At 66.5% G+C, this 21,668-nt stretch carries 16 protein-coding genes; 2 read left to right on the top strand and 14 right to left on the bottom strand.

What is annotated here, in order from left to right; translation table 11 throughout:
• Window positions 1-27: 27 nt before the first annotated feature.
• From ASD42_RS28765 to ASD42_RS28710, 12 genes are all read right to left on the bottom strand, one after another.
• A complete protein-coding gene (locus ASD42_RS28765; protein WP_056822388.1) occupies window positions 28-2,283 on the bottom strand; it encodes a heavy metal translocating P-type ATPase in 2,256 nt (751 codons plus the stop codon).
• Window positions 2,284-2,345: 62 nt separating this feature from the next.
• Window positions 2,346-3,284 (bottom strand): hypothetical protein, encoded by a 939-nt coding sequence (locus ASD42_RS28760; protein WP_056822385.1) that lies wholly within the window; start codon window positions 3,282-3,284, stop codon window positions 2,346-2,348.
• A gap of 68 nt (window positions 3,285-3,352) precedes the next feature.
• Window positions 3,353-4,768, bottom strand: a complete 1,416-nt coding sequence (locus ASD42_RS28755; RefSeq protein WP_056822383.1) for an MFS transporter — start codon at window positions 4,766-4,768, stop codon at window positions 3,353-3,355.
• A 139-nt stretch (window positions 4,769-4,907) separates the two neighbouring features.
• Window positions 4,908-5,534: a sterol desaturase family protein gene (locus ASD42_RS28750; RefSeq protein ID WP_056822786.1), complete on the bottom strand. Its 627-nt coding sequence runs from the start codon at window positions 5,532-5,534 to the stop codon at window positions 4,908-4,910.
• Window positions 5,535-5,662: 128 nt separating this feature from the next.
• Window positions 5,663-6,400: a FadR/GntR family transcriptional regulator gene (locus tag ASD42_RS28745; RefSeq protein ID WP_056822381.1), complete on the bottom strand. Its 738-nt coding sequence runs from the start codon at window positions 6,398-6,400 to the stop codon at window positions 5,663-5,665.
• A gap of 91 nt (window positions 6,401-6,491) precedes the next feature.
• Window positions 6,492-7,133, bottom strand: a complete 642-nt coding sequence (locus tag ASD42_RS28740) for a hypothetical protein (RefSeq protein WP_056822379.1) — start codon at window positions 7,131-7,133, stop codon at window positions 6,492-6,494.
• Between the two features lie 19 nt (window positions 7,134-7,152).
• A complete protein-coding gene (locus ASD42_RS28735) occupies window positions 7,153-8,829 on the bottom strand; it encodes an ABC transporter family substrate-binding protein (protein WP_056822374.1) in 1,677 nt (558 codons plus the stop codon).
• A gap of 50 nt (window positions 8,830-8,879) precedes the next feature.
• Window positions 8,880-10,568 carry an ABC transporter family substrate-binding protein gene (locus tag ASD42_RS28730; protein ID WP_056822369.1) on the bottom strand — a complete coding sequence of 563 codons (1,689 nt, stop codon included), beginning with the start codon at window positions 10,566-10,568 and terminating at the stop codon, window positions 8,880-8,882.
• A complete protein-coding gene (locus tag ASD42_RS28725) occupies window positions 10,565-12,241 on the bottom strand; it encodes an ABC transporter family substrate-binding protein (RefSeq protein ID WP_056822367.1) in 1,677 nt (558 codons plus the stop codon). The genes ASD42_RS28730 and ASD42_RS28725 overlap by 4 nt, the downstream gene beginning before the upstream one ends.
• Before the next feature lie 34 nt (window positions 12,242-12,275).
• Window positions 12,276-14,120 carry an ABC transporter ATP-binding protein gene (locus ASD42_RS28720; RefSeq protein WP_056822365.1) on the bottom strand — a complete coding sequence of 615 codons (1,845 nt, stop codon included), beginning with the start codon at window positions 14,118-14,120 and terminating at the stop codon, window positions 12,276-12,278.
• Complete coding sequence (locus tag ASD42_RS28715; protein WP_056822361.1) at window positions 14,117-15,085, bottom strand: ABC transporter permease subunit; 969 nt, start codon at window positions 15,083-15,085, stop codon at window positions 14,117-14,119. The genes ASD42_RS28720 and ASD42_RS28715 overlap by 4 nt, the downstream gene beginning before the upstream one ends.
• Window positions 15,082-16,059: an ABC transporter permease gene (locus tag ASD42_RS28710; RefSeq protein WP_056822359.1), complete on the bottom strand. Its 978-nt coding sequence runs from the start codon at window positions 16,057-16,059 to the stop codon at window positions 15,082-15,084. The genes ASD42_RS28715 and ASD42_RS28710 overlap by 4 nt, the downstream gene beginning before the upstream one ends.
• An 86-nt stretch (window positions 16,060-16,145) precedes the next feature.
• Here ASD42_RS28710 and ASD42_RS28705 point away from each other — a divergent pair, with 86 nt between their 5' ends.
• On the top strand, window positions 16,146-16,973 hold the full coding sequence (locus tag ASD42_RS28705; protein WP_056822356.1) for a Cof-type HAD-IIB family hydrolase: 828 nt from the start codon (window positions 16,146-16,148) through the stop codon (window positions 16,971-16,973).
• Between the two features lie 74 nt (window positions 16,974-17,047).
• Here the strand turns inward: ASD42_RS28705 and ASD42_RS28700 are convergent, their stop codons facing one another.
• On the bottom strand, window positions 17,048-19,429 hold the full coding sequence (locus ASD42_RS28700) for an N-acetylmuramoyl-L-alanine amidase (RefSeq protein ID WP_056822354.1): 2,382 nt from the start codon (window positions 19,427-19,429) through the stop codon (window positions 17,048-17,050).
• Window positions 19,430-19,646: 217 nt separating this feature from the next.
• Here ASD42_RS28700 and ASD42_RS28695 point away from each other — a divergent pair, with 217 nt between their 5' ends.
• On the top strand, window positions 19,647-21,107 hold the full coding sequence (locus ASD42_RS28695; RefSeq protein WP_084787349.1) for a SpoIID/LytB domain-containing protein: 1,461 nt from the start codon (window positions 19,647-19,649) through the stop codon (window positions 21,105-21,107).
• Window positions 21,108-21,128: 21 nt separating this feature from the next.
• Here the strand turns inward: ASD42_RS28695 and ASD42_RS28690 are convergent, their stop codons facing one another.
• Window positions 21,129-21,665 (bottom strand): MarR family winged helix-turn-helix transcriptional regulator, encoded by a 537-nt coding sequence (locus tag ASD42_RS28690; protein WP_235569869.1) that lies wholly within the window; start codon window positions 21,663-21,665, stop codon window positions 21,129-21,131.
• Window positions 21,666-21,668: the final 3 nt, after the last annotated feature.

Below are 21,668 nucleotides of genomic sequence, written 5' to 3'. Positions count from 1 at the left end.
CCACGGAGATCGCCGCTGGTCGTCGCCCTACTGTGCGGTCGACTTGAACCGGCGCAGACGCAGGCTGTTGCTCACCACGAAGACCGAGCTGAACGCCATGGCGGCGCCGGCCAGCATCGGGTTGAGCAGGCCGGCCATGGCCAGCGGGATGGCGGCCACGTTGTAGGCGAAGGCCCAGAACAGGTTGCCCTTGATCGTGGCGAGGGTGCGCCGCGACAGGCGGATCGCGTCGGCGGCGGCGCGCAGGTCGCCGCGGACGAGGGTGAGGTCGCTGGCCTCGATGGCGACATCGGCGCCGGTGCCCATCGACAGGCCGAGGTCGGCCTGGGCCAGGGCGGCCGCGTCGTTGACGCCGTCACCGACCATGGCGACGACCTTGCCTTCAGCCTGCAGCCGCTTGACGGTGTTCACCTTGTCCTGCGGCAGCACCTCGGCGATGACCTCGTCGATGCCGACTTCGTCGCCGATGGAGCGGGCCGCGCGGGCATTGTCGCCGGTGAGCAGGATCGGCGTCAGACCGAGCTCGCGGAACTGGGCGATGGCCTGCGCCGAGGTCGGTTTCACCGCGTCGGCGACAACGAGCACGCCGCGCGCCTTGCCGTCCCAGCCGATGGCCACCGCGGTCCTGCCCGCCGATTCCGCTTGCGCCAGCGCGGTTTCCAGCTTCTCGTCGAGCGGCTGCGACCAGTCGGCCAGCAGTCGCGCCCGGCCGACAACCACCGCGTGCCCGTCGACCACGCCCTGCACGCCGAGCCCTTCGGCATTGGCGAAGCCCTCCACCGGCGGCAACGTGCCGAACTCTTCCCGAGCACCCTTGGCGATCGCCTGGGCGATCGGGTGCTCCGACGAATCCTCCAGCGCACCAGCGAGTTCGAGTACCTTGCTGCCCAGTTCGCCGTCGGCGGGGATCACGTCGAGCAGGGTCATCTTGCCGGTGGTGACGGTGCCGGTCTTGTCCAGCACGATGGTGTCGACCTTGCGGGTCGATTCCAGCACCTCGGGTCCCTTGATCAGGATGCCGAGCTGCGCGCCGCGTCCGGTGCCCACCATCAGCGCGGTCGGCGTGGCCAAGCCGAGGGCGCAGGGGCAGGCGATGATCAGTACCGCCACGCCCGCGGTGAAAGCTGCGGCGATGGAACCGCCTGTGCCGAGCCAGAATCCGAGGGTGGCGACGGCGAGCGCGATGACGATCGGAACGAAGATGCCGGAGATCTTGTCGGCCAGCCGCTGTGCCTGCGCCTTGCCGGTCTGCGCGTCCTCGACGAGCTGTGCCATCTGGGCGAGCTGGGTGTCCGCGCCGATCCTGGTGGCGCGCACTACGAGTCGGCCGCCGACGTTCACGGTGGCGCCGGTGACGCCGTCGTCGACGCCGACCTCCACCGGCACCGACTCACCGGTCAGCATGGACGCGTCGACCGCCGACGTGCCCTCGGTGATCACACCGTCGGTGGCGATCTTCTCGCCCGGTCGCACGATGAACTCGTCGCCGACGGCCAGCTGCTCCACCGGAATTCGCGTCTCTACTCCGCCGCGGAGAACCGCGACGTCCTTCGCTCCGAGCTCGAGCAAGGCCCGCAGCGCCGCGCCCGCCCGTCGCTTCGACCGCGCCTCGAAATACCGCCCGGCCAGGATGAACGTGGTCACGCCCGCCGCTGCTTCGAGGTAGATGCTGCCGGTGCCGTCCATCCGCGCGATGGTGAGTTCGAACGGGTGCTTCATCCCCGGCGTGCCCGCCGTGCCCCAGAACAGCGCGTACAGCGACCAGCCGAACGCGGCGAGCGTACCCATCGACACCAGCGTGTCCATGGTGGCGGTGCCGTGCTTCAGGTTGGTCCACGCGGCCTTGTGGAAGGGCAGCGCGCCCCAGATCACGACCGGCGCGGCCAGCGTCAGCGACAGCCACTGCCAGTTGGTGAACTGCAACGCCGGGATCATCGCCATCGCGATCACCGGGACGGTGAGCAGCGCCGACACGATCAGCCGGGTGCGCAGGGAGGCCGTCGGGTCCGCTTCGGCAACGGGCGTCGCGTCGGTCTCGGGCTTCTTCGGCGCGGGGAGCGCCGCGGTGTAGCCGGCCTGCTCGACGGTGGCGATCAGCTCCTCGGGGGAAACGTCACCGGTGAAGTCGACGCGCGCCTTCTCGGTCGCGTAGTTGACCGTGGCGGTGACCCCGTCGAGCTTGTTGAGCTTCTTCTCGATCCGGTTCGCGCAGGAAGCGCAGGTCATGCCACCGATCACCAGTTCTACCTGGCCGGTGCCCGGTGGGTGCGTCACGGTGGTCATGGGGTGCTCCTTCGTTCCTGATAGCAATTCTTGCTGAGAGGTCGCGGGTGAAACAGGTGGGGTCAGTGGCCGTGGCCGGGTGCGCCGTGGTCGGCGGGTGCGCTGGTCGGGGCGGGGTTGCTCGCGCCGGTGGCGTTCGGCGTGGCGACCCGCACCGTGAACTCGGCCGTGCGCACCACGCCTTGGTGCTGGAAGTCGAGGAACAGGCGGTAATCGCCAGCGCTCGGCGCGTTCACCACGAAATCGATGCCGGGCCCGGCGGGGGTGACTCCGTCGCCGGGTGAGCCTTCGGGGTGAACGTGCAGGTAGGCGAGGTCGGCGGCCCGGAGCGCGACCAGGTGGCCGTAGGCGCCGAGATAGGGCTGGAGGTCGGTGACCGGGGTGCCGTTACGGCTGACCGAGAGCGTCACCTCCGACGCCGTACCCGGCGTGACCGCGCCGTTCAGCGCGACCGTGTACTCGCCGACCTGCGCGGTGGCGGCCGGGGCTGGGAGTGCCTGCACGTCGTAGTTGCCTGCCACGCGCAGATCGGCGCCGAGCGTCAGGTTCGACCCGCCTTCCGGGGTGAAATCGGCGTAGACCCGGTAGTCACCGCCCCGGCTGAGGTTCAGTGGAACAGTCCAGGTCCCGGCCGGATCGAGGACGGGGTGTACGTGCTGGAAGCCCGCCATGTCGCGCCGGACCACGATGAGGTGCAGGTCCTTGTCGTGGCTGTTCACGTACTTCGTGACCGGTACGCCGTTCGCGTCGAGGATGCGAAAACTCGTCGGCGACTGCGGTGCGGTGGTGGTGTCGGGCTTGTCCAAGGCGAGCGTGTAGCCCTGATCGGTGGCGAGCAGTCCGCCCGGCAGATCGGCAGACGGCGCCGCCGCGCTCGCGTGCTCGCCGTGCCCGGCCGGTTCGGAAGGTTCCGGACCGACCAGGGCGCCGACGGCCAGAGCGATCCCGAAGACCGCCCCGAGGCCGAGGGCGAATCCGGCGAACTTGCCTGTTGCGTTCATCGGGATGCTCCGTATCCGTTCAGTCTGCGAGTCGGTTAGTTTTTACCATACCCCCCTAGGGTATTTTGTCAAACGGTCGCGTCGACCTCGTCCGCGGCCGGGGTCCGCATGGTCGCCGCGGTGATGCCCGCGCCTGCCAGGGCGAGCACGCCGGCTCCGAGGAAGGCCGCGGAATAGCCGTCGGTCAGCGCCGAGGTGTCGCCGAGTTCGCTCGCGCCGAACGCGGCGGCCACCGCCGTCATGGCGGCCAGGCCGAGTGCCGAACCCACCTGGTAGCTGACGTTGACGATGCCCGAGGCCAGTCCGCCTTCCTCGGGACGCGCCGCCGAGATGGCGGTGCCGAGCGAGGGGATGAAGGCCAGCGACATACCCCCCGCGGCTATCAGTGAGGCGGGCAGCACGTCGACCCAGAAATTGCCGGTCGGCCGCACCAGCGACATCACCGCGAGGCCGAGGCCGAGCACGATCAGGCCGGTGACGATCATCGGCTTCGCGCCGAAACGCTGCATCGCCTTCGGCGCGAGAACCACCATGCCGAGCATGATCAGCGTGGTCATCGGCAGCAGTGCCGCACCCGACGGGAACGCGCTGTAACCGAGTACCTGCTGTAGGTACAGGTTGAGGAAGAACCACATCGGTACCCACGCGGCGGCCAGCGCGAACTGGGCGAAGTTGGCGGCGGCCAGGTTCGGTGCGCGGAAGATGCTCAGCCGCATGAGCGGTTCACCGCGCCGGGACTGGATCACGACGAAGCCGGCCAGCAGCGCGGCGGCCAGCACCAGCACGCCCCAGGTCTCACCCGAAGCCCAACCGACCTCCGGTGCCTGCACGATCGCATATACAGCGGCAGTCAAACCGGCTGTCACAGTGACGGATCCAGCGATATCGAGAGATCCCTTACGCGCCGGGGCAGCGGGCATCAGCAGCGGCACAGCGATCAACGCGAGCACCGCGATCGGAATATTGATGTAGAAAACCCACGGCCAGCTGATGTATTCGGTGATCACGCCACCGAGAAACACCCCCGCGGTACCACCGGCGGGCGCGGCCGCGCCATACACCGCGAGCGCCTTGGTGAGCTCCTGCGGCGAGCCGCCGAACAGCATCATCAGCAGCGTGAGCGCCGACGGTGCGATCAGTGCCGCGCCACCACCTTGAATCGCCCGACCCGCCAACTCGACGCCGACATTGCTTGCCGCACCGGCGATTACGGACCCGACACCGAGCACCACCCACCCCGCGGCGAACACCCGGCGAGCGCCGAGCAGGTCGGAGAGCCTGCCGCCGAGCAGCAGTAGACCGCCGAAGGCGACCACGTAGGCGTTGAACACCCACGTCAGATTGCCCGGCGTGAATCCGAGTTCGGCCTGCATCTTCGGCAGTGCGATCCCGATGATCGAGGTGTCCATGATGACCATGAACTGCGCGGCGGCGATCACCGCCAGCGCCCACCACTTCCGGGTGGATTGCGATTGCGTAGTCACGACTTTCGTCCTTTCGAGCGTGAGTGCTTCTCGTGCCCGGTACCATACCCCCCTAGGGTATTAACCTGTCAAGCAGAAACCCGGCTCGCGTATTCGTGCGAGCCGGGTCTGAGTGCTGCCCCGAGGTGGTGCCTCGGACCTAGTCGGCGTGGAGGTTGCGCGCCGTGGGGGAAGTCGGTGTCGTGGCCGGGTCGGGGGCTGTGCCGAGGAGGCGGTCGGCGGTGCCGGAGGTGGTCACGGTGAACCAGTAGTGCTCGTTCTTGTAGTGGTGGTGGCGGTGATTGCGCCAAATTGCCCGGTAGAGGGCATGTTTCGGCTTGTAGTCGGTGTGGATCAGGTAGTGCGTCCACTCGTAGAGCAGGCCGAGGGTGGTGATGGTGAGCAGGAAGGTGAGGCCGAGGCCGGTGCGGGGGAAGGCGAGGAGGGCGATCGCGACCAAGGCGACGATCGTGATCAGCAGCGACTTCGGCGGGATGAAGATCAGCGGGATGTCGCGCGGATCGACGTGGTGCTCGCGGTGTTTGCGGGCCAGTTCGCTGTCGATGGTCAGCGGGCCGAGATGTCTTGGGCGCCAGTGCAACACGGTGACATGGATAACCCATTCGATCACCGGGAACGCGGCCAGGATCAGCACGGGGACAAGAGCGTCGGTGAGCTGCCAGTCACCGATGGCGACGCGGGTGGTCACCGCGACCACGAAGACCGCGGCGATCATCCAGGGTGACGGATGCCGGAGGAATTCGCGGGCAGCCTCGCTCAGGGGCATGCTGCGCCGGATCGCACGCGGCGAGCCGCGGTCGGGGGTTCGGCGGCGTTCGGTCGCATGGGTTTCGTCGGCGATGTCGTGCGACGTCGTTGTCGGACGGTGCTCGGTCATATCATTCCTCGGGTAATTCACGCCACGTCGAGGGCGTGGATCAGGGCGGTGGTCGCCGGCTCGAGCAGTGCTCGGGCGGAATCGGCGGCCCGTTCCGGCTCGCCCGCGGCGATCGCGGCGGCCAGGTCTCGATAGGCGTCGGCATTGCCCACCTCGGCGGACATGATCGGCGCCAGCGCGGCCAAGGCGGGTTCGTAGGCGGCGCGCAGCATGGAATACATCAGCCGGAAGGCGATCGAATCGGCCAGATCGAGGATGTGGTCCCAGAATTCGAGGGCGATCAGCTGCTGGGTAAGGGGATCGGATTCGGCGACAAGGGAATCGACGGATTCGCGCAGCACCGCCAATTCGCTGTCGACCCGCGGATCGGTAGTACCTCGCGATCGAACCCGCGCGGCGGCGAGCTCGGCGATCTTCGGCCCGTTGTGCAGCCGCGCCTCGAGAATGCTGCGTGCGACCGCGGGATCGATGGAATTCCCCCGAAGGAGCAGGCGCGGCAGCACTTCCAGTCCAGCGCTGCGCCGATAGTCGAGCACAGTCGTCGCCTCACCTTGCCGGACGGCAACCAGCCCAGCCGCAGCCAATCGCTGCAACGCCTCCCGCACAGCAGGCCGCGAAACCCCCAACGCCTCGGCCAACTGCCGCTCGCTCGGCAACGTGCTCCCCGCCGCCAACTCCCCGCCCAGCACTTCGGCGGCGATCTGCTCGAACACATCACCGGAAACCGAGCGCTTCACCACGGGAGTCCATGCCATACCCCGATAATGCGCCTTCGATGGTAAGAGGTCAAGTGGTCAGACCAGTTGCAGCCACGGAGGTGAGTATCGGCCGAGTAGAACCCCCAGGTCAGCTGGGGTCGGAGCCTCGGATGGCGGAGAGCCAGGTGAAGGCAGCGGCGGCGACCGTGGTGGTGGCGACGAAAGCTCCGAGCCCGCCGCTCATGACATAGACCCAGAGCAGGCCGACCAGGGGAGCGCCGATCGCGGGCTGGAGATCGAGGATCAAACGGCGGGCGACCCCGAAAGCGGGTGGATCGGTGGGGCGAGTGGGGTTGTCGACGAGCTTGCCCGTCGGCTCGGTGGTGCGAACGCGGCCCGACGGGTAGAAGCGAGTGTTCCCCTGGCGGATGGATCGGCCGAGCAGTTCCAGTTCGGTCGGAGTGAGCACCGACAGTGCCGGCTCATAGAAGACCGGCTGCCACACCAGACGATCACCACTGCCGATCTCCAGCCACGACCGGCTGACCAGTCGATATTGCTGCCGAACCCGTTTACCACGCACCGTTCCTATCGCAACCAACCCCGTGGGAAACACACCGAAGGCAAGCCCCAATTGATAAGCGGTGTAGGCGAGTACGGCGAGAGCGACCACGGCGAGCGCACTCAGCTGATCGACATCCGCGAACGGCACCCACGCGGCGACGACCGCGAGGGTGCCGCACGTGACGAGCAGCGGATAGGTGAGTGCGCGCGCCGGGCCGGTGCTCACTTCAGGAACGCTTTCGTGCTCACTTCACGAAGCCGATCTTGGTGTAGTCGTAGGAGGCGAGGCCGGGGGCACCGAAGTTGGCGAGGGTGTCGCGGGCCGCGAGATTACCGGGTGATTGCAGAAGCGGAAGGGAATGGCCTTCCTCGAAGACCTTCCGGTCGACCTGGTTCGCCAGCTCGACCGCTTTGGCCGGATCCAGTTCGGAGACGGTCTGCTCGATCAGGGCGTTGAGCTCCGGCGAACCGATCCGACCGTAGTTGCCCTGGATATCGTCCGGGTTGTAGCCGTAGATCTGGTTCAGGCTGCTGAGCGGGAACGGGTCACCAACCCACGACCACTGCCCGACATCGAAGTTGCCCGGCTGGATGTTGTCGGTGAAGAACCCTTGGCCTGCCTTGGTTTCGATGGTCAGTTCGACACCGATCTGGGCCAGGTTCTGCTGGATGATCTGCGCGATCTGTACCCAGACATCCTGGTTGTACATCACGTCACGGATCTCGAGCTTGCGGCCGTCCTTTTCGCGCACATCGCCGTTGAGCTTCCAGCCGAGCGCATCGAGTTCCTGGGCGGCGGCCGACGGATCAAAGCCAAGGCTATTGTCCTGGTAGCCCTTTTGGCCGGCCAGGTAGACGTGATTGTTCAGCGGCTTCGGGTCCGCGACCATGCCGTTCTGAATCGCGTTCGCGATACCTTGCCGGTCGATTGCTTTCGAGATCGCTACACGTACACCTGGTTCGGCGACGATGGAACCGGGTGCACCGTTGAAGGTGAAGTGCGACCACTGGTTACCCGGAGCGCGACGGATCGCGATGCCGGGCGTGCTGCTCGCGGTCTTCAGCTCGTCGCGATTGGCGAGGCCGATCGCATCGATCTCGTTGTTCTGCAAGGCGGGCAGCATGGCTGCGTTGTCCAGCACGCTGAAGGTAATGGTGTCGAGCTTCGGGGTCGCGCCCCACCATTTCGGGTTGCGTCCGAGGACGACACGTCCCTGTGCCCGATCAACGGATTGGACGATAAACGGACCCGCTGACAATCCCAACGCGTCGACCTGGCTCTTGTTGAAAGCCTCGGGGGTCGCGGTCGCTGTCTTGGGGTAGAGGAAAGAGTTTCCCGCGAATTGGCCGCGCCAGTCGGCGTAGTGCTTGCTGAAAGTGAGGATGGCTTGCTTGTCATCGACACCGCGCTCGACCTTCTCCACGCGGTCGAAGCCACTGTTGTTCGAGAGGAGGAAAGCTTTGTCTCGTCCGCTGAGCGCGTTGGCTTGGGACTGAAGGTCTTCCCAGGTGATAGGCGTGCCGTCGGACCATACGGCCTTCGGGTTGATCGTGTACGTGACTTGTTGTGGATCGGTACCGGTCAGCTGGATGTCGGTGAAATAGTCGGTGTTGACCGATAGGTTCGCTGAGGCGTCGGTGGTGAACGCCCGCGGCATCACTGGCCGAAGCAATGATCCCGTGCCTGCGTCGCCTCCATCGCTGTGCAGGTTGTTCCAATTCTGTGGGAGGGCGCCGGCCGCCAACCTCAGATTGCCGCCGTCACGCAGTTCGCTGACATCCTTCGGATTGATGTCACTGGTTGCGCCGAGCGCGGCCTCGCCCTCGCCGGCACTTTCTTCGCCTTGGCTGCACCCGGCTGCGATCAAACTGACGAGCACGAGGGGGACTGCCAGGCGGGTGGTAATCGAACGAATTCGCATGGACCGCTCCTTTTCTCAGGTTCGCTGCACGAGTGCGACACAAAGGTCGACTATTTGACGAAGCCGATCTTGGTGTAGTCGTAGGAAGCCAGCCCCTCCGCACCGTAATTTGCGAGGCCGTCGCGCGTCGCGACCGTACCCGCGGATTGCACGATGGGGAGAGAGAAGCCCTCCTCGAAGATCATCCGGTCAGCCTTGTTCGCTAGTTCGATCGCCTTCTCCGGGTCGAGTTCGCCGATGACTTCCTCGATCAGCGCGTTGAGTTCGGGCGAACCGATACGGCCCTTGTTGCTCAACGGGTTCGCGGGATCGTAGGCGTAGATCTGGGGCAACGCACCGAGCGGGAATATGCTCTTCGACCAGACGAATTGGGCGATATCGAAATTGCCGGGGTCGATGACGGTTGTGAACAATCCGTTGCCTGGGTAGGTCTCGATGATCAGTTTCACGCCGATCTCAGCGAGGTTCTGCTGGGCAATCTGTGCAATTTGGGTCCAGGTATCGGCCTGATACATGACGTCGCGGATCTCTAGTTTGCGACCATCCTTCTCACGGATGTCGCCGTTGAGCTTCCAGCCGAGGTCGTCGAGCATCCGAGCGGCGGCGGCGGGGTCGTAGGACACCGACTCGGCATTGTCCTGATAGCCCTTCTGGCCGACGAGGAAAAGATGGTTGTTCAGCGGCTTCGGGTCGGTGACCACGCCGTTCTGAGTAGCAGTGGCGATCGCCTGTCGGTTGATACCCTTCGAGATCGCGATCCGCAGCTTCGGATCAGACAGCAATGCGCCGGGCGCACCGTTGAAGGTGAAGTGCGAGAACCTGTTCGCTGGCGCGCGTCGTACCGTTATGCCCAGGGTGTTCGTCGCAGTTTTGACCTCCTCGACGCCGGACAAAGTAGACACGTCGAGTTCGTTGTTCTGCAACGCATTCAGCCGCGCCGCATTGTCGAGGACGCTGTAGGTGACGGTGTCGAGCTTCGGGGTGTCACCCCACCATTTCGGATTGCGGCTCAGCACGACCCGCTGCTGAGCACGGTCGATCGAAGTGATGATGAACGGCCCGGACGACAGTGGCATGTCGTTGCGGTACAGGTCGTCGAATGCCTGTGGGGATTCGGTGAGCTGTCGTGGGTACAGCGGATTGAACAGCCCCTTCCACTCCGCGTAGTGCTCGGCGAAAGTGACGATCGCCTCGCGGTCGTCAACACCGCGTTCGACCTTCTCGACGCTGCTGTAACCCTGGCTCGCTGCGATCTTGAAGGCGGTATCGCGGCCGCTCAACACGTTGGCTTGAGAACGCAGATCCTCCCAGGTGATCGGGGAACCATCAGACCAGACCGCCTTCGGGTTGATCGTGTACTTGATCTGCTGCGGATCGGTATTGGTGAGCTCGACATCGGTGTAGTAGTTGTGGTCGATCGTAAGATTTCCCGCAGCATCGGAATTGATCGTGCCTGGCAGCGCCCAGCCGGTGAGGTCGCTGATCTCGCCGTCGGAGTCGACGTGGAGGTTATTGAAAGTCGCGGGAAAGCTGGTCAGCGCCAACCGGAGATTGCCGCCATCGCGCAACGCGTCGCGATCCTGCGGGTTGATGTCATTGATCGAACCGATCGTGCTTGACCCCGACTCCACCTCGGTCTGGGACGCACAACCACCAAGTGCCAACGTCATAACGAAAACGGGCACCGCGATACGGAAACCGGCCCGGCGTAGGCGCCTGGCGTAAGTAGCTGTGGTCATTTCGTGAATCCGATCTTCGTATAGTCGTACGTTGCCAAACCGGGGGAGCCGATGTTGGCGAGGGTCGTGCGGGCGCCGAAGCTGCCGTCGGACTGCATCAGGGGCAGGGAGTGGCCTTCTTCGAATACCTTGCGGTCGACCTGGTTCGCGAGGTCGATGGACTTCTGTGGGTCCAGTTCGGTGAGGGTTTGTTCGATGAGAGCGTTGAGTTCGGGGGAGCCGATGCGGCCGTAGTTGGACTGGAGGTCGGTGGGGTCGTAGTAGTAGATCTGGCGGATGCTGCTCAGCGGGAAGGGGTCGCCCTCGTAGACGTACTGGGCGGCGTCGAAGTCGCCGGGCTGGATGACATCGGTGAAAAGACCGGCGGCGGGCTTGGTGTCGATGTTCAGCTGCACGCCGATGGCGGCCAGGTTCTGCTGGATGATCTGGGCGATCTGGACCCAGGTGGGGTCGTTGTACATGACGTCGCGGATGACCAGTTTGCGGCCGTCCTTCTCGCGTACTTCACCATTGAGTTTCCAGCCGAGGTCGTCGAGTTGCTGTGCCGCGGCGGCGGGGTCGAAGCCGAGACTGTTGTCCTGGTACCCCTTTTGGCCTTGCAGGAAGACATGGTTGTTCAACGGCTTCGGGTTCTCGACCAGCCCGTTCTGCATCGCGTTGACGATCCCCTGACGGTCGATGGCCTTCGAGATGGCCACGCGGACGCCTTCTTCGGCCAGGATCGAGCCGGGTGCGCCGTTGAAAGTGATGTGGCGCCAGCGATTACCGGGAGCACGACGTACCACCAGTCCCTCGGTGCCACGCACCGTCTTCACATCGTCGAGGGTGGTCAGGCGGATGAGGTCGAGTTCGTTGTTCTGCAACGCCTGGACCCACGACGTGGCGTCGAGCACGCTGTAGGTGATGGTGTCGAGAACAGGCTTGTCGCCCCACCACTTCGGGTTGCGACCCAGGGTGATTCGACCCTGAGCGCGGTCGGTGGCGCTGACGACGAACGGCCCGGCGGTGAGCGTGATCGCGTCGGTGAGGCTGGTGTTGAAGGCCTCCGGCGTGCTGGTCACCGACTTCGGGTAGAGGGCGGAGTTGCCGGAGAACTGACCGCGCCAGTCGGCGTAGGGCTTGCTGAAGGTGAGGACGGCCTGTTGGTCGTCGGCACCTCGCTCCACCTTGTCGACGAATTCGAAACCGTTGGTGATCGCGATCAGATAGTTCTTGTCACGACCGCTCAGCGCGTGCGCTTGCGAGGCGAGGTCTTCCCAGGTGATCGACGAACCGTCCGACCAGACGGCTTTCGGATTGATCGAATACGTCACCTGCATCGGATCGGAGCCGGTCAGCTGGATATCGGTGAAGAAGTCGGTGTCGACGCTGAGCTGGCCCGCCGCGTCGATCTCGTAGGACCGCGGCAGCATCGCGCGCACGATGTAGCCGATCTCGCCGTTGTTGCCGTCATTGGACAGGATGTTCCAGTTGGCGGGGTAGTCGGTGGTGGCCAGGCGCAGGTTGCCGCCCTCGCGGAGTTGGTCGCGTGGGGTGGGGTTCACGTCGCTGGTGGTGCCGATCGCATCGCTGAGACCGGTGGCCGATTCGTCGGCGCCGCCACACCCCGCCACGATCATCCCGGCCGCCACTACCACTGCGGCACAGCGCAATCGGGCTCCACGTGCGTGCATGCGTCGGGTTCTCATGGCACCTCCTGCTCGGGTCCTACCCGCTGACGACGGGTTCCGGTACGGCCGCGATGAGCGATCGCGTGTATTCGTGCTGAGGATCGGCGAAAATCTGCTCGGCCGGGCCGGATTCGACGATCTTGCCCTGCAACATCACCGCGATGTCGTGGGCGAGATTGCGCACCACCGACAGGTCGTGGGAGACGAACAGGTAGGACAGGCCGTGCTCGGCCTGTAGGTCGCGCAGCAGGTTGAGCACGCCCGCCTGGATCGAGACGTCCAGAGATGAGACGGGTTCGTCGAGTATCAGCAACTGGGTGTCCAGGGCCAGCGCGCGGGCGATGCTGACGCGCTGTTTCTGGCCGCCGGAGAAGTCGGACGGGTAGCGATCGGCGTGTTCGGGACGTAATCCCACCTGCCGCAACAACTCCGGCACCCGGCGATTGACTTCTTCGCGCGACCGGCCGTCGATGCGCAGCGGTTCGGCGAGGACGTCGAAGATCGGCAGGCGCGGGTCGAGGGAGGAGCTGGGGTCCTGGAAGACGATCTGCATCTTGCGGCGGATCTCGCGGGTGCGCGCCTTGGTGAGGGTGGCGACGTCGTTGCCGAGCACCTCGATGCTGCCCGACTGCGGTCGCGCCAGGTCCATGATCTGCGACAGGGTCGTCGACTTGCCCGAACCGGATTCACCGACCAGTGCGAGGGTGCGGCCCGCGCGGACCGAGAAACTGATGCCGTCCACCGCGCGGACCTCGCCGGTGCGGCGGCGCAGCAGCACGCCGGAGGTGAGAGGGAAGGTCTTCACCAGGTCGGTGACGCGCAGGACCACCTCGTCGTCGGTGCGGTCGGGGTGGGCCGGGGTCGGGATCTCCTCGCGGTAGGCCTCGAAGAGCTGGTGGCTGCCGACCTCGGCCGTGCGGATGCAGGCCACCGAGTGGCCGGGGCTCACCTTCTCCAGCGGGGGCTCGGCGGCGACGCAGTCGCTGATCGCGACCGGGCAGCGCGGCGCGAACGAGCAGCCGGGCGGCAGGGCGTGCATGGCGGGCGGGGCGCCGAGGATGGGGATCAGCGGGGTGCGCGGCGGGCCGTCCATGCGCGGGATGGAGCCGAGCAGGCCGACGGTGTACGGCATGCGCGGTGCCGCGAAAAGCTCTGCGACCGGCGCAGTTTCGACGACCTTGCCCGCGTACATCACCGCGACCCGGTCGGCGACGGTAGCCGCGATGCCCATGTCGTGGGTGATCATGATGACGCCCGCGCCGGTGATATCGCGCGCCTCGCGCAGCAGGGTGAGGATTTGCGCCTGCACCGTCACGTCGAGCGCGGTGGTCGGTTCGTCGCAGATGATCAGGGCGGGATCGTTGGCGATGGCCATGGCGATCACCACGCGCTGGCGCATACCGCCGGAGAACTCGTGCGGGAACGCCCTGGAACGAGCCCTGGCATCGGTGATGCCGACGAGTTCGAGCAGCTCGACCGCCCGCTCAACCGCTTCCTTGCGACCCATCTTCCTGTGCGCGAGAAGGGCTTCCGCGATCTGATCACCGACGCGGTACACCGGGGTCAGCGCGGAGAGCGGATCTTGGAAGACCATGCTGATCGAGGAACCGCGCAGCTTCGACATCTGCTTGTCGCCGAGGCCGAGCAGTTCGCGGCCGCGCAGGCGCACCGATCCCTGCACCCGTGCCTGGTCGGGCAGCAGGCCGATCACCGCGAGCGAGGACACCGACTTGCCCGAACCGGACTCGCCGACGATGGCGAGCACCTCGCCGTCGGCGACGGTGTAGTTCACCCCGCGCACGGCCTCGACGCGGCCTTCCTCGCCGGGGAACGAGACCCGCAGGTCGGTAACCTCGAGCAGGGGTGCGGTCGACGCGGTCATCGCTTCTCGGCTTTCTGCAACTCCACCTGCGCCTCGGTCTTGTGCTCGGCGACCTCCTTGCGAGCCTTGCGCGCGCCACGGGCGCCGGGGTCGAAGGCGTCACGAAGACCGTCGCCGACCAGGTTGGCGCTCAACACGATCGTGATCAGCAGGCCACCGGCGAACAGGAACAACCACGGGTAGGTGAGCGCCGATTTGGTGCCGGACGCGATCAGTGAACCCAACGACACATCCGGCGGCTGTACGCCGAAACCGAGGAAGCTCAAACCGGTTTCGGCGCTGATCGCCGCACCGACCGCCAGGGTGGTGTCGATGATCAGAATCGAGGCGATGTTCGGGATGATGTGACTGAGGATCACAGTGCGGGTCGGTGCGCCCATATACCGTGCGGCGCGGACGAATTCGCGATCACGCAGGCTCAGGGTGAGGCCGCGGATGATGCGCGCGGCGATCATCCAGCCGAACACGCTCAGCAGCACGATCAGGATCGCGATCGACCCCGAACCCTTGGTGCGCGGCGCGAACAGCGCGATGATGATGAAACTGGGGACCACCAGCAACAGATCGACGAACCACATGATCGCGCGGTCGGGCCAGCCGCCGAGCAGTCCGGCCACCGCGCCCGCCGTCGCGGCGATGACGCTGGAGCAGATCGCCACGCAGAAACCGATGATCAGGGACTTCTGCAGTCCGCGCATGGTCTGGGCGAGCACATCCTGACCGATCTGGGTGGTGCCGAACGGGTGCTCGAGGCTCGGCGGCTTCAGCAGCGCCTTGTAGTCCATCTGCTGGTAGTCCCACGGCAGCAGCGGCGGCAGCACGAAACTGGCCACGAACATCAGCACCAGGATCACCGCACCGACCACGGCGGGCTTGTTGCGCAGGAAGCGTCGCCACACCAGTTTGCGGCGACCGGCCGCGGCGATCTCGGGTGCGCCGACGGCGATGAGTTCGGTTTCGGTCATGAGACACGCACCCTCGGGTCGAGCAGGGCAAGGACGACATCGGAGAGCAACCCCGACACCAGCACCACCAGGCCGGCGAACGCTGTCACCGTCACCACCACATAGAGGTCCTGGGAGTTGATCGAATCGATCAGCCATTCGCCGACACCGTGCCAGCCGAAGATCTTCTCGACGAAGGTGGCGCCGGTGATCAGGGCTCCGAGACTGTAGGCGAACAGCGTCGCCATCGGGATCAGCGCGGTGCGCAGGCCGTGTTTGTAGAGCGCGTGATTGCGGGTCAGGCCTTTGGCTCTCGCTGTTCGGATGAAATCGCTGCCGAGCACATCGAGCATGGCGTTGCGCTGGTAACGGCTGTAGCCGGCCATGGCGCCGAGCGCCAGCGCCAAGGTAGGCAACACCAAATGCTGTGCGCGGTCGACCATTTGGTTCCAGAACCCGTTGACCTGCGTGGCAGACGTTTCGCCGGTGTAGAGGAAGATCTGCGTCCCGGTCATCGTATTCACCTGCAGTGCGCCGTATTTCAACAGCGTCGCCAGCAAGAAGATCGGTGTCGAGATGATCAGCAGCGACAGCACGGTCGAGAAATAGTCGCTGAACTTGTACTGCCGGATCGCCCCCGCCGCACCGATCAGCACGCCGAGCACGGTGCCGATGACCGAACCGAGTATCAGCAGCCGCAGACTCACCGCCACCCGTCTGCCCAGTTCCTCGCTCACCGGCTGCCCGGCCAGGGTGGTCCCGAAATCGCCGTGCACGACGCCGCCCAGCCAGGTGAGATAGCGCTGTGGGATCGGCTCGTCGAGATGCAACTGGTCGGCCTTCGCGTCGATCACCGACTGCGGCGGGCGCGGGTTGCGCTGCTCGAGGCTCTCGAGCGGGTTGAATGTGAGTGAGGCGAGGCTGAAAGTCAGAAATGATGCCAGCAGAAGGAGCACAACGTAGTTGAGTGTGCGCCGCACCAAGAAGCCGGTCATCAGTCCCCTCTGGATCGGGTAATCAGGCCCTGATCATAGGGACAGTCCGTCGTCCTCGCGTGGCGACGTGCGGCAGGATAGACGGGATGACGAACCTGCACCCGAAACCGCAGCTGGTGGCCAGCGACGTCGACGGCACATTGATCGACGACTCCGACAAGGTCTCGGCGCGCACCAAGGCCGCCGTCGGAGCGCTCGTCGCCGACGGCGCCACCTTCGTGCTCGCCACCGGCCGCCCGCCCCGCTGGATCGACCCGGTCGTCAGCGAACTCGGGTACGCACCGCTCGCGATCTGCGGAAACGGCGCGGTCATCTACGACAGCGCGACCGATCGGGTGCTGTCCAGTCACACCCTCGACGTCGACACGTTGAGCTGGCTGGCCGAAGTCGCCGAACACGCGCTGCCCGGTTGTGGGCTGGCGACCGAACGGGTCGGGGCCAGCGCCCACGACGCCGTGACCCAGCAGTTCGTCAGCTCGCCGACCTACGAACACGCCTGGCTCAATCCCGACGACACCGTCGTCTCGCACGCCGAGGTCATCGACTCCCCCGCGATCAAGATGCTCATCCGGCTCAGCTCGGCCCGCAGTTCCGAGATGCGCGCCGCCCTCGCCCCGCTCATCGGCGACCGCGCCGAGATCACCTACTCCACCGAGAGCGGGCTGATCGAGTTGGCGGTGCCGAAGGTGACGAAGGCGTCCGGGCTGGCCGAGGTGGCCCGACGGATCGGCGTCGAGAATTCGTCGATCGTGGCGTTCGGCGACATGCCCAACGATGTGCCGATGCTGGCGATGGCCGGGCACGGCGTCGCGATGGGCAACGCGCACCCGGAGGCTCGGGCGGCGGCGGACGAGGTGACCGGCAGCAATATCGACGACGGTGTGGCGATGGTGCTCGAGCGCTGGTGGCGATAGCTCCGACGACACAGTAAAACGGCCGGTGCCCCTCGCTCGGAGGGTGCACCGGCCGTTCTTCGCCGTGACCGGGTTCAGCCGGTCGGGGCGGGCTCGGGGGCAGGCGGGTCAGCCGGGGCTTGTTCGACAGGTGCCGGTTCGACCGGGGGAGCCTGCTGTTCGGCGGGTACCGGTGGAGCTTCGGTCGGGGCGGGCACGGCCAATCCGAGCATGGGGTTGGTCGGCGCCTGTCCCGGCTTCGGCCGGCCGTTCATTTCCTGCTTGTAGGTCTCGTCGTAGGTCTTCCAGAACGTGGTGACGATCCCTGTGAGCTCGTTGAGCACCAGTGAACCGTGCTGGAAATCGGTGCGGAGACCATTCGGGACCAGGTAGGAACTGGCGGTCGGCAGGCCGAGCACGCCCGAGTCGGCGCCGAGGCTCAGGTAGCGGTCGAGAATCGCGCCGACCACCTCGAACACCGCACCGCCCTCGTCCGCATAGACGAAACCGTTGGCGAATTTCGCGTACTGACGGCCCTGCGCGCCCGCGAGCAGGTCCGACTGCGGCGCGCCGAGCGGCCCGTCGACCCCGCCCTTGGCCACCCAGTGCTTGGCGATCGCGTTGTCGCCGGACAGGCCGAGGAACTTGTCGACCATCGCGCCCAGCTCGGCCATGTTCCCCTGCGGGGCACGGGCCTGCTGACTCGGCGGGCGATTAGCCGTCGGGGGCGAGGTATAGGTGCCGGAATTGCCCGCCGCGATCCCGCGGATGCGATCCATCAGCGCATAGGCGGCGTCGCCGGGGCAGTCGGTGTTGCCGACATCGCGGTGTGCGAACACCACTGGCAGGTCGACCGCTTCGTCGTACTCGTACGGCGTGAACTCGGTGCCCTCGGAGTACATCGTGGTCGTGCCCTTGGGGTTGATCCCGGCGAGCTTGGCCCGCCAGCCGATGAACTTGCCGATCGCGTTGAGCGACTCGTTGCTCGGGTCCTCGTTCTCGTAGTTGCCCATCAGCGCCACACCGGCGGTGTTCTCGTTGAAACCACCCGCGTGCGCGCCCTGCACCGCGCGGTCGAGGCCACCGTAGCGGCCCTCGAAGATCTGGCCGTACTGGTCGACCAAGGCGTTGTAGCCGATGTCGCACCAGCCGAGCGTTTCGGCGTGATAGGCGTAGATCGCGCGGACGATGCCCGCCGATTCGGAGCGGCTGTATTCGTTGCGACCTGCCGTGTGGTGCACGGTGATGCCGCCGACGCCGTCGTCGTAGGTGGGTTCCTGGCAGCGGATCGACTCGTCGGCACCCCATTGCGCGCGGGTGATGACCTTCGGTCCGCCACCGGGCAGCGCCGCCGCGACGTCGTTGAGCGCGGCATCGATCGCGGCCCGGCCCGGATTGATCAGGACGGCCTTGAGCGCGGCCTCGGTGAGGTGGGCCGGGTCGTGGTCGGGGCCCGCGGCGGGCTTGCGGGTGACCAGCATCTGCACCGCGGTGGTCTCGCCGACGTAGATCGGTTCGGTGCCGGTCGATGCGTCGGCGGGAGTCTGATCGGTGGCCCTGGTGTCGACCGGATCGGCGTTGTACCAGGGGCCCCAGTTGCCGTCCAGCTGGCGAGCCCGGAGCTTGGTTGTGGTGTTCGCCAGGTCGCGGGCGGTGACGGCGACCATGCTGAACGGCGTGTCCTGGGTGATCTCCTTGACCTGCGCGCCCACCTGGTCGATGACGTCGGAGCCGACCGCGCCGGGGGAGAGGGCGGGGGTGTCGGGAGTGGTGCCGGGTTCGAGATTCTCCGGGTCAGCGATGAATGCGGCTCCGGCGGAACGGCTTTGAGCTACCGGCGCGCCGGCGGGCGGAGCCACCGCGGCGGGCGCTGACGTCGGTGCTGGTTGGGCGGGAGCCGCAGGGGCGGCTGGAGGCTCGGGGGCCGGTGCGGCCGGAGCCGCTGGCGCGCCAGGCGCGGGAGCCGCCGGAGCAGGAGCGCCCGGGGGTTGGGCCTGGGGGACCGCGGCCGGCGGAGCCGGTGGCGCGGTGGGGACCGATGTGCTCGGGACCGGTGGGCGCGCCGGCGGTGCGGCGGGGGCGGGTGTCGCGGCGCCCGGCGTTGCCTGCTGCGTCGGGGTCGGCTGCGGCTTGGTCGGCAGCTGCGGCAGCGGGATCTCGGTGGGCAGCGCCACGCCCGGGGGGACCGGCAATCCCGGCGGGATCGGAATCGAGCTCGGTATCTGCAACATGCGCAGGTCCGACAGGTGCAGGTCGGGCAGGTCGAGGCCGGTCAGGTCGCGCAGCGGGACCGTGATGTCGGGGATCGAGGTCAGCGCGACCTCGGCCAGCTGCGTCGGCACGGCCGCGACCTGGGAATCGTTGGCGCTGCGGTAGTCGGTCGAGTCGCTGAGAGCGAACGCGCCGATCGGTGCGGCGACAACGAGGGTGGTGACCACCGGGAGCACGTAGGAACGTTTCGGCTTTCGGTATCTCACGTGCGACTCCTATCAGGGTCGAGCTCGTGTTTTTTCGCTCATGTGATGCTTGCTTCCTCTAACCTCACGCATCACACTAGTTAACATACGTCACACATCTCAACCTCAACTCGAGACTTATGTGATTGCTCGAATGTAGCCCTCGGATCCCGCCCGGCGACGACGACATGCCGACGCGAGCTCCGCCGGTCGAACCATGAAACCGTGGGAGCACAGTATGAGAGCGGACACCAAGATCACCCGCAGTACCGGCCGTGGCACCCGTCGCCGGGCTGTGCCGGTCATTCGAACCGTGTCGCTTCCAGTGCTGGTCAGTGGCACTGTGCTGGCGTTGACCGGGGCGATCGGACTGTGGCAGATCCTGCCGGGTCAGGTCACACCGACCGTCGGCGCGGGACACGGTCGCGGGATGAGCCAGGTGGGCGCGTTCGACAACGCGCGGGCGGGCTGGTCGGCCGAGGAGATTCTCGGCCACTACTACCCCGGGGCTGATCTCGGGCAAATCTGGCCGACAGAGATCCGTGTCCGCCTCCAGGCGCAGGACGACGCCACTCTCGACACCTTCGCCGCCGCCGGTGCGCAGGTGGCCGGTCGCACGATCGGCCCCGGCGACGCGGCCCATCTCACTCCGCTGCCCGACGGCGGGGCGAGCGTGGTGGTGACCGCGGGCTGCGACGGCGAAGTGCTGTGGCAGGCCGCGACCGACGATCCGTTCGTCTATCCGATCGGCGCCGGTGCGGGCCGACCTGCCGAGGAACACCTGACCCTGTGTGGTGGCACGGCCTATCGTGGCGCGCTCGGTGTGGCGCTCGAAGGCGAGTCCTTCCGCACCGTCAACCAGGTGGACCTCGACGACTACCTCGCAGGCGTACTGCCCGCGGAGATGCAGGCCAACTGGGCCGACCAGGGCGCCTTTGAAGCCTTACGCGCGCAAGCGATCGCGGCCCGCTCCTACGCGCTGGCCGAGAGTCGTTACGACTACGCGCAGACCTGCGACACCACCGACTGCCAGGCCTATCCCGGTACGGTGAAAGAGGATTCGCGCAGTACCGAGGCGGTCGCCGCGACCACGGGCACGGTGTTGTTACGTGACGGGCAGATCCTGCGCTCGGAATATTCCGCGGCTCCCGACGGCGGTCGGCCCGCCGATATCGAAACCTTCGCGGTCGGACCGGCGCCCAGTGAACTCGTCGAATCCGCCCCGCCCCCTGCGGTTCCCGCCGCACCGGCCGAGCCTGATCTGACCATCGAGGCGCTGGCGGGTGAGTCGGTGATCGACACCGAGTACCGGCGGATCGGCGGCGCCAACAGCGCGGTGGGCGAGCCGATCGGCCCGGAAATGCTGCTGCCGCAACGGGCGGGCACGTATCGGCTGTACACCAACGGTGTCATCGTCGCGACACAGACGCTCGGCGCGCAGGTCGTCGACTTCTCCACGCTGCTTCAGCTCGTCCCCGACGTGGGTGATCAGTTGCCCGCGACGGCTTCGGGCAGGCCGAGGCTGAAGATGCCGGAAGGTGATTTGTCCCAGTTGGGTTCGCCCGGCGGTGCGGGAGGCGTGCAGATTCCCTCGGTTGCCGACGTCAGGGGCGAACCCGTCCACGGCCCGGTGAACCCCGGCGTGCACGACGGCGGATACGGCCCGGCCGCTGCTCCCGGCATCCACGACGGGGAGTAACCGCGCTCAGCGCTGTTCTGGTCAGTCGAGCTTCGTGTCGTCCAGTGCGACGGCCAGGGTGCGCAGCAGGCCGGCGAGTTGCTCGCGATCCGTGGCACCGAGGGTGGCGAGCAGGCGCTGCTCGTTGGCCACGTGCAGCGGCAGCAGCCGGTCTACGAGTTGGCGGCCCTCGGCGGTGAGTTGCACGAAGACGCAGCGGCGATCGTCGGGGGACGGGACGCGTCGGACCAGGTTCTTCGCCGCCAGGCGGTCGATGCGGTTGGTGATGGCGCCCGAGGTGACCATGGCGGCTCGGTTGAGCGCGCCTGCGGTCAGGCCGGTCTCGCCACCGGAGCGACGCAGCGTGGCCAGCACGTCGAACTCCCAGAATTCCAGGCCGTGACCTGCGAAGAAGCGCTTCAGATCCTGCTCGAGGACGCGCGAGAGTCGGGTGATCCGGCCGATGATCGCCATCGGTGACACGTCGACATCCGGGCGTTCGATGTTCCAGTGCTCGGTGATCAGGTCGACCGCGTCGCGCATCTCTTTTCCCTCTCGGTTGAAACTCTTAACGTTCATCTA

Origin of the sequence: Nocardia sp. Root136 (assembly GCF_001427185.1) — a bacterium.
GTDB lineage: Bacteria > Actinomycetota > Actinomycetes > Mycobacteriales > Mycobacteriaceae > Nocardia > Nocardia salmonicida.
The sequence above is the reverse complement of the archived record's forward strand: the minus strand, read 5'-3'. Positions and strand labels throughout refer to the sequence as shown.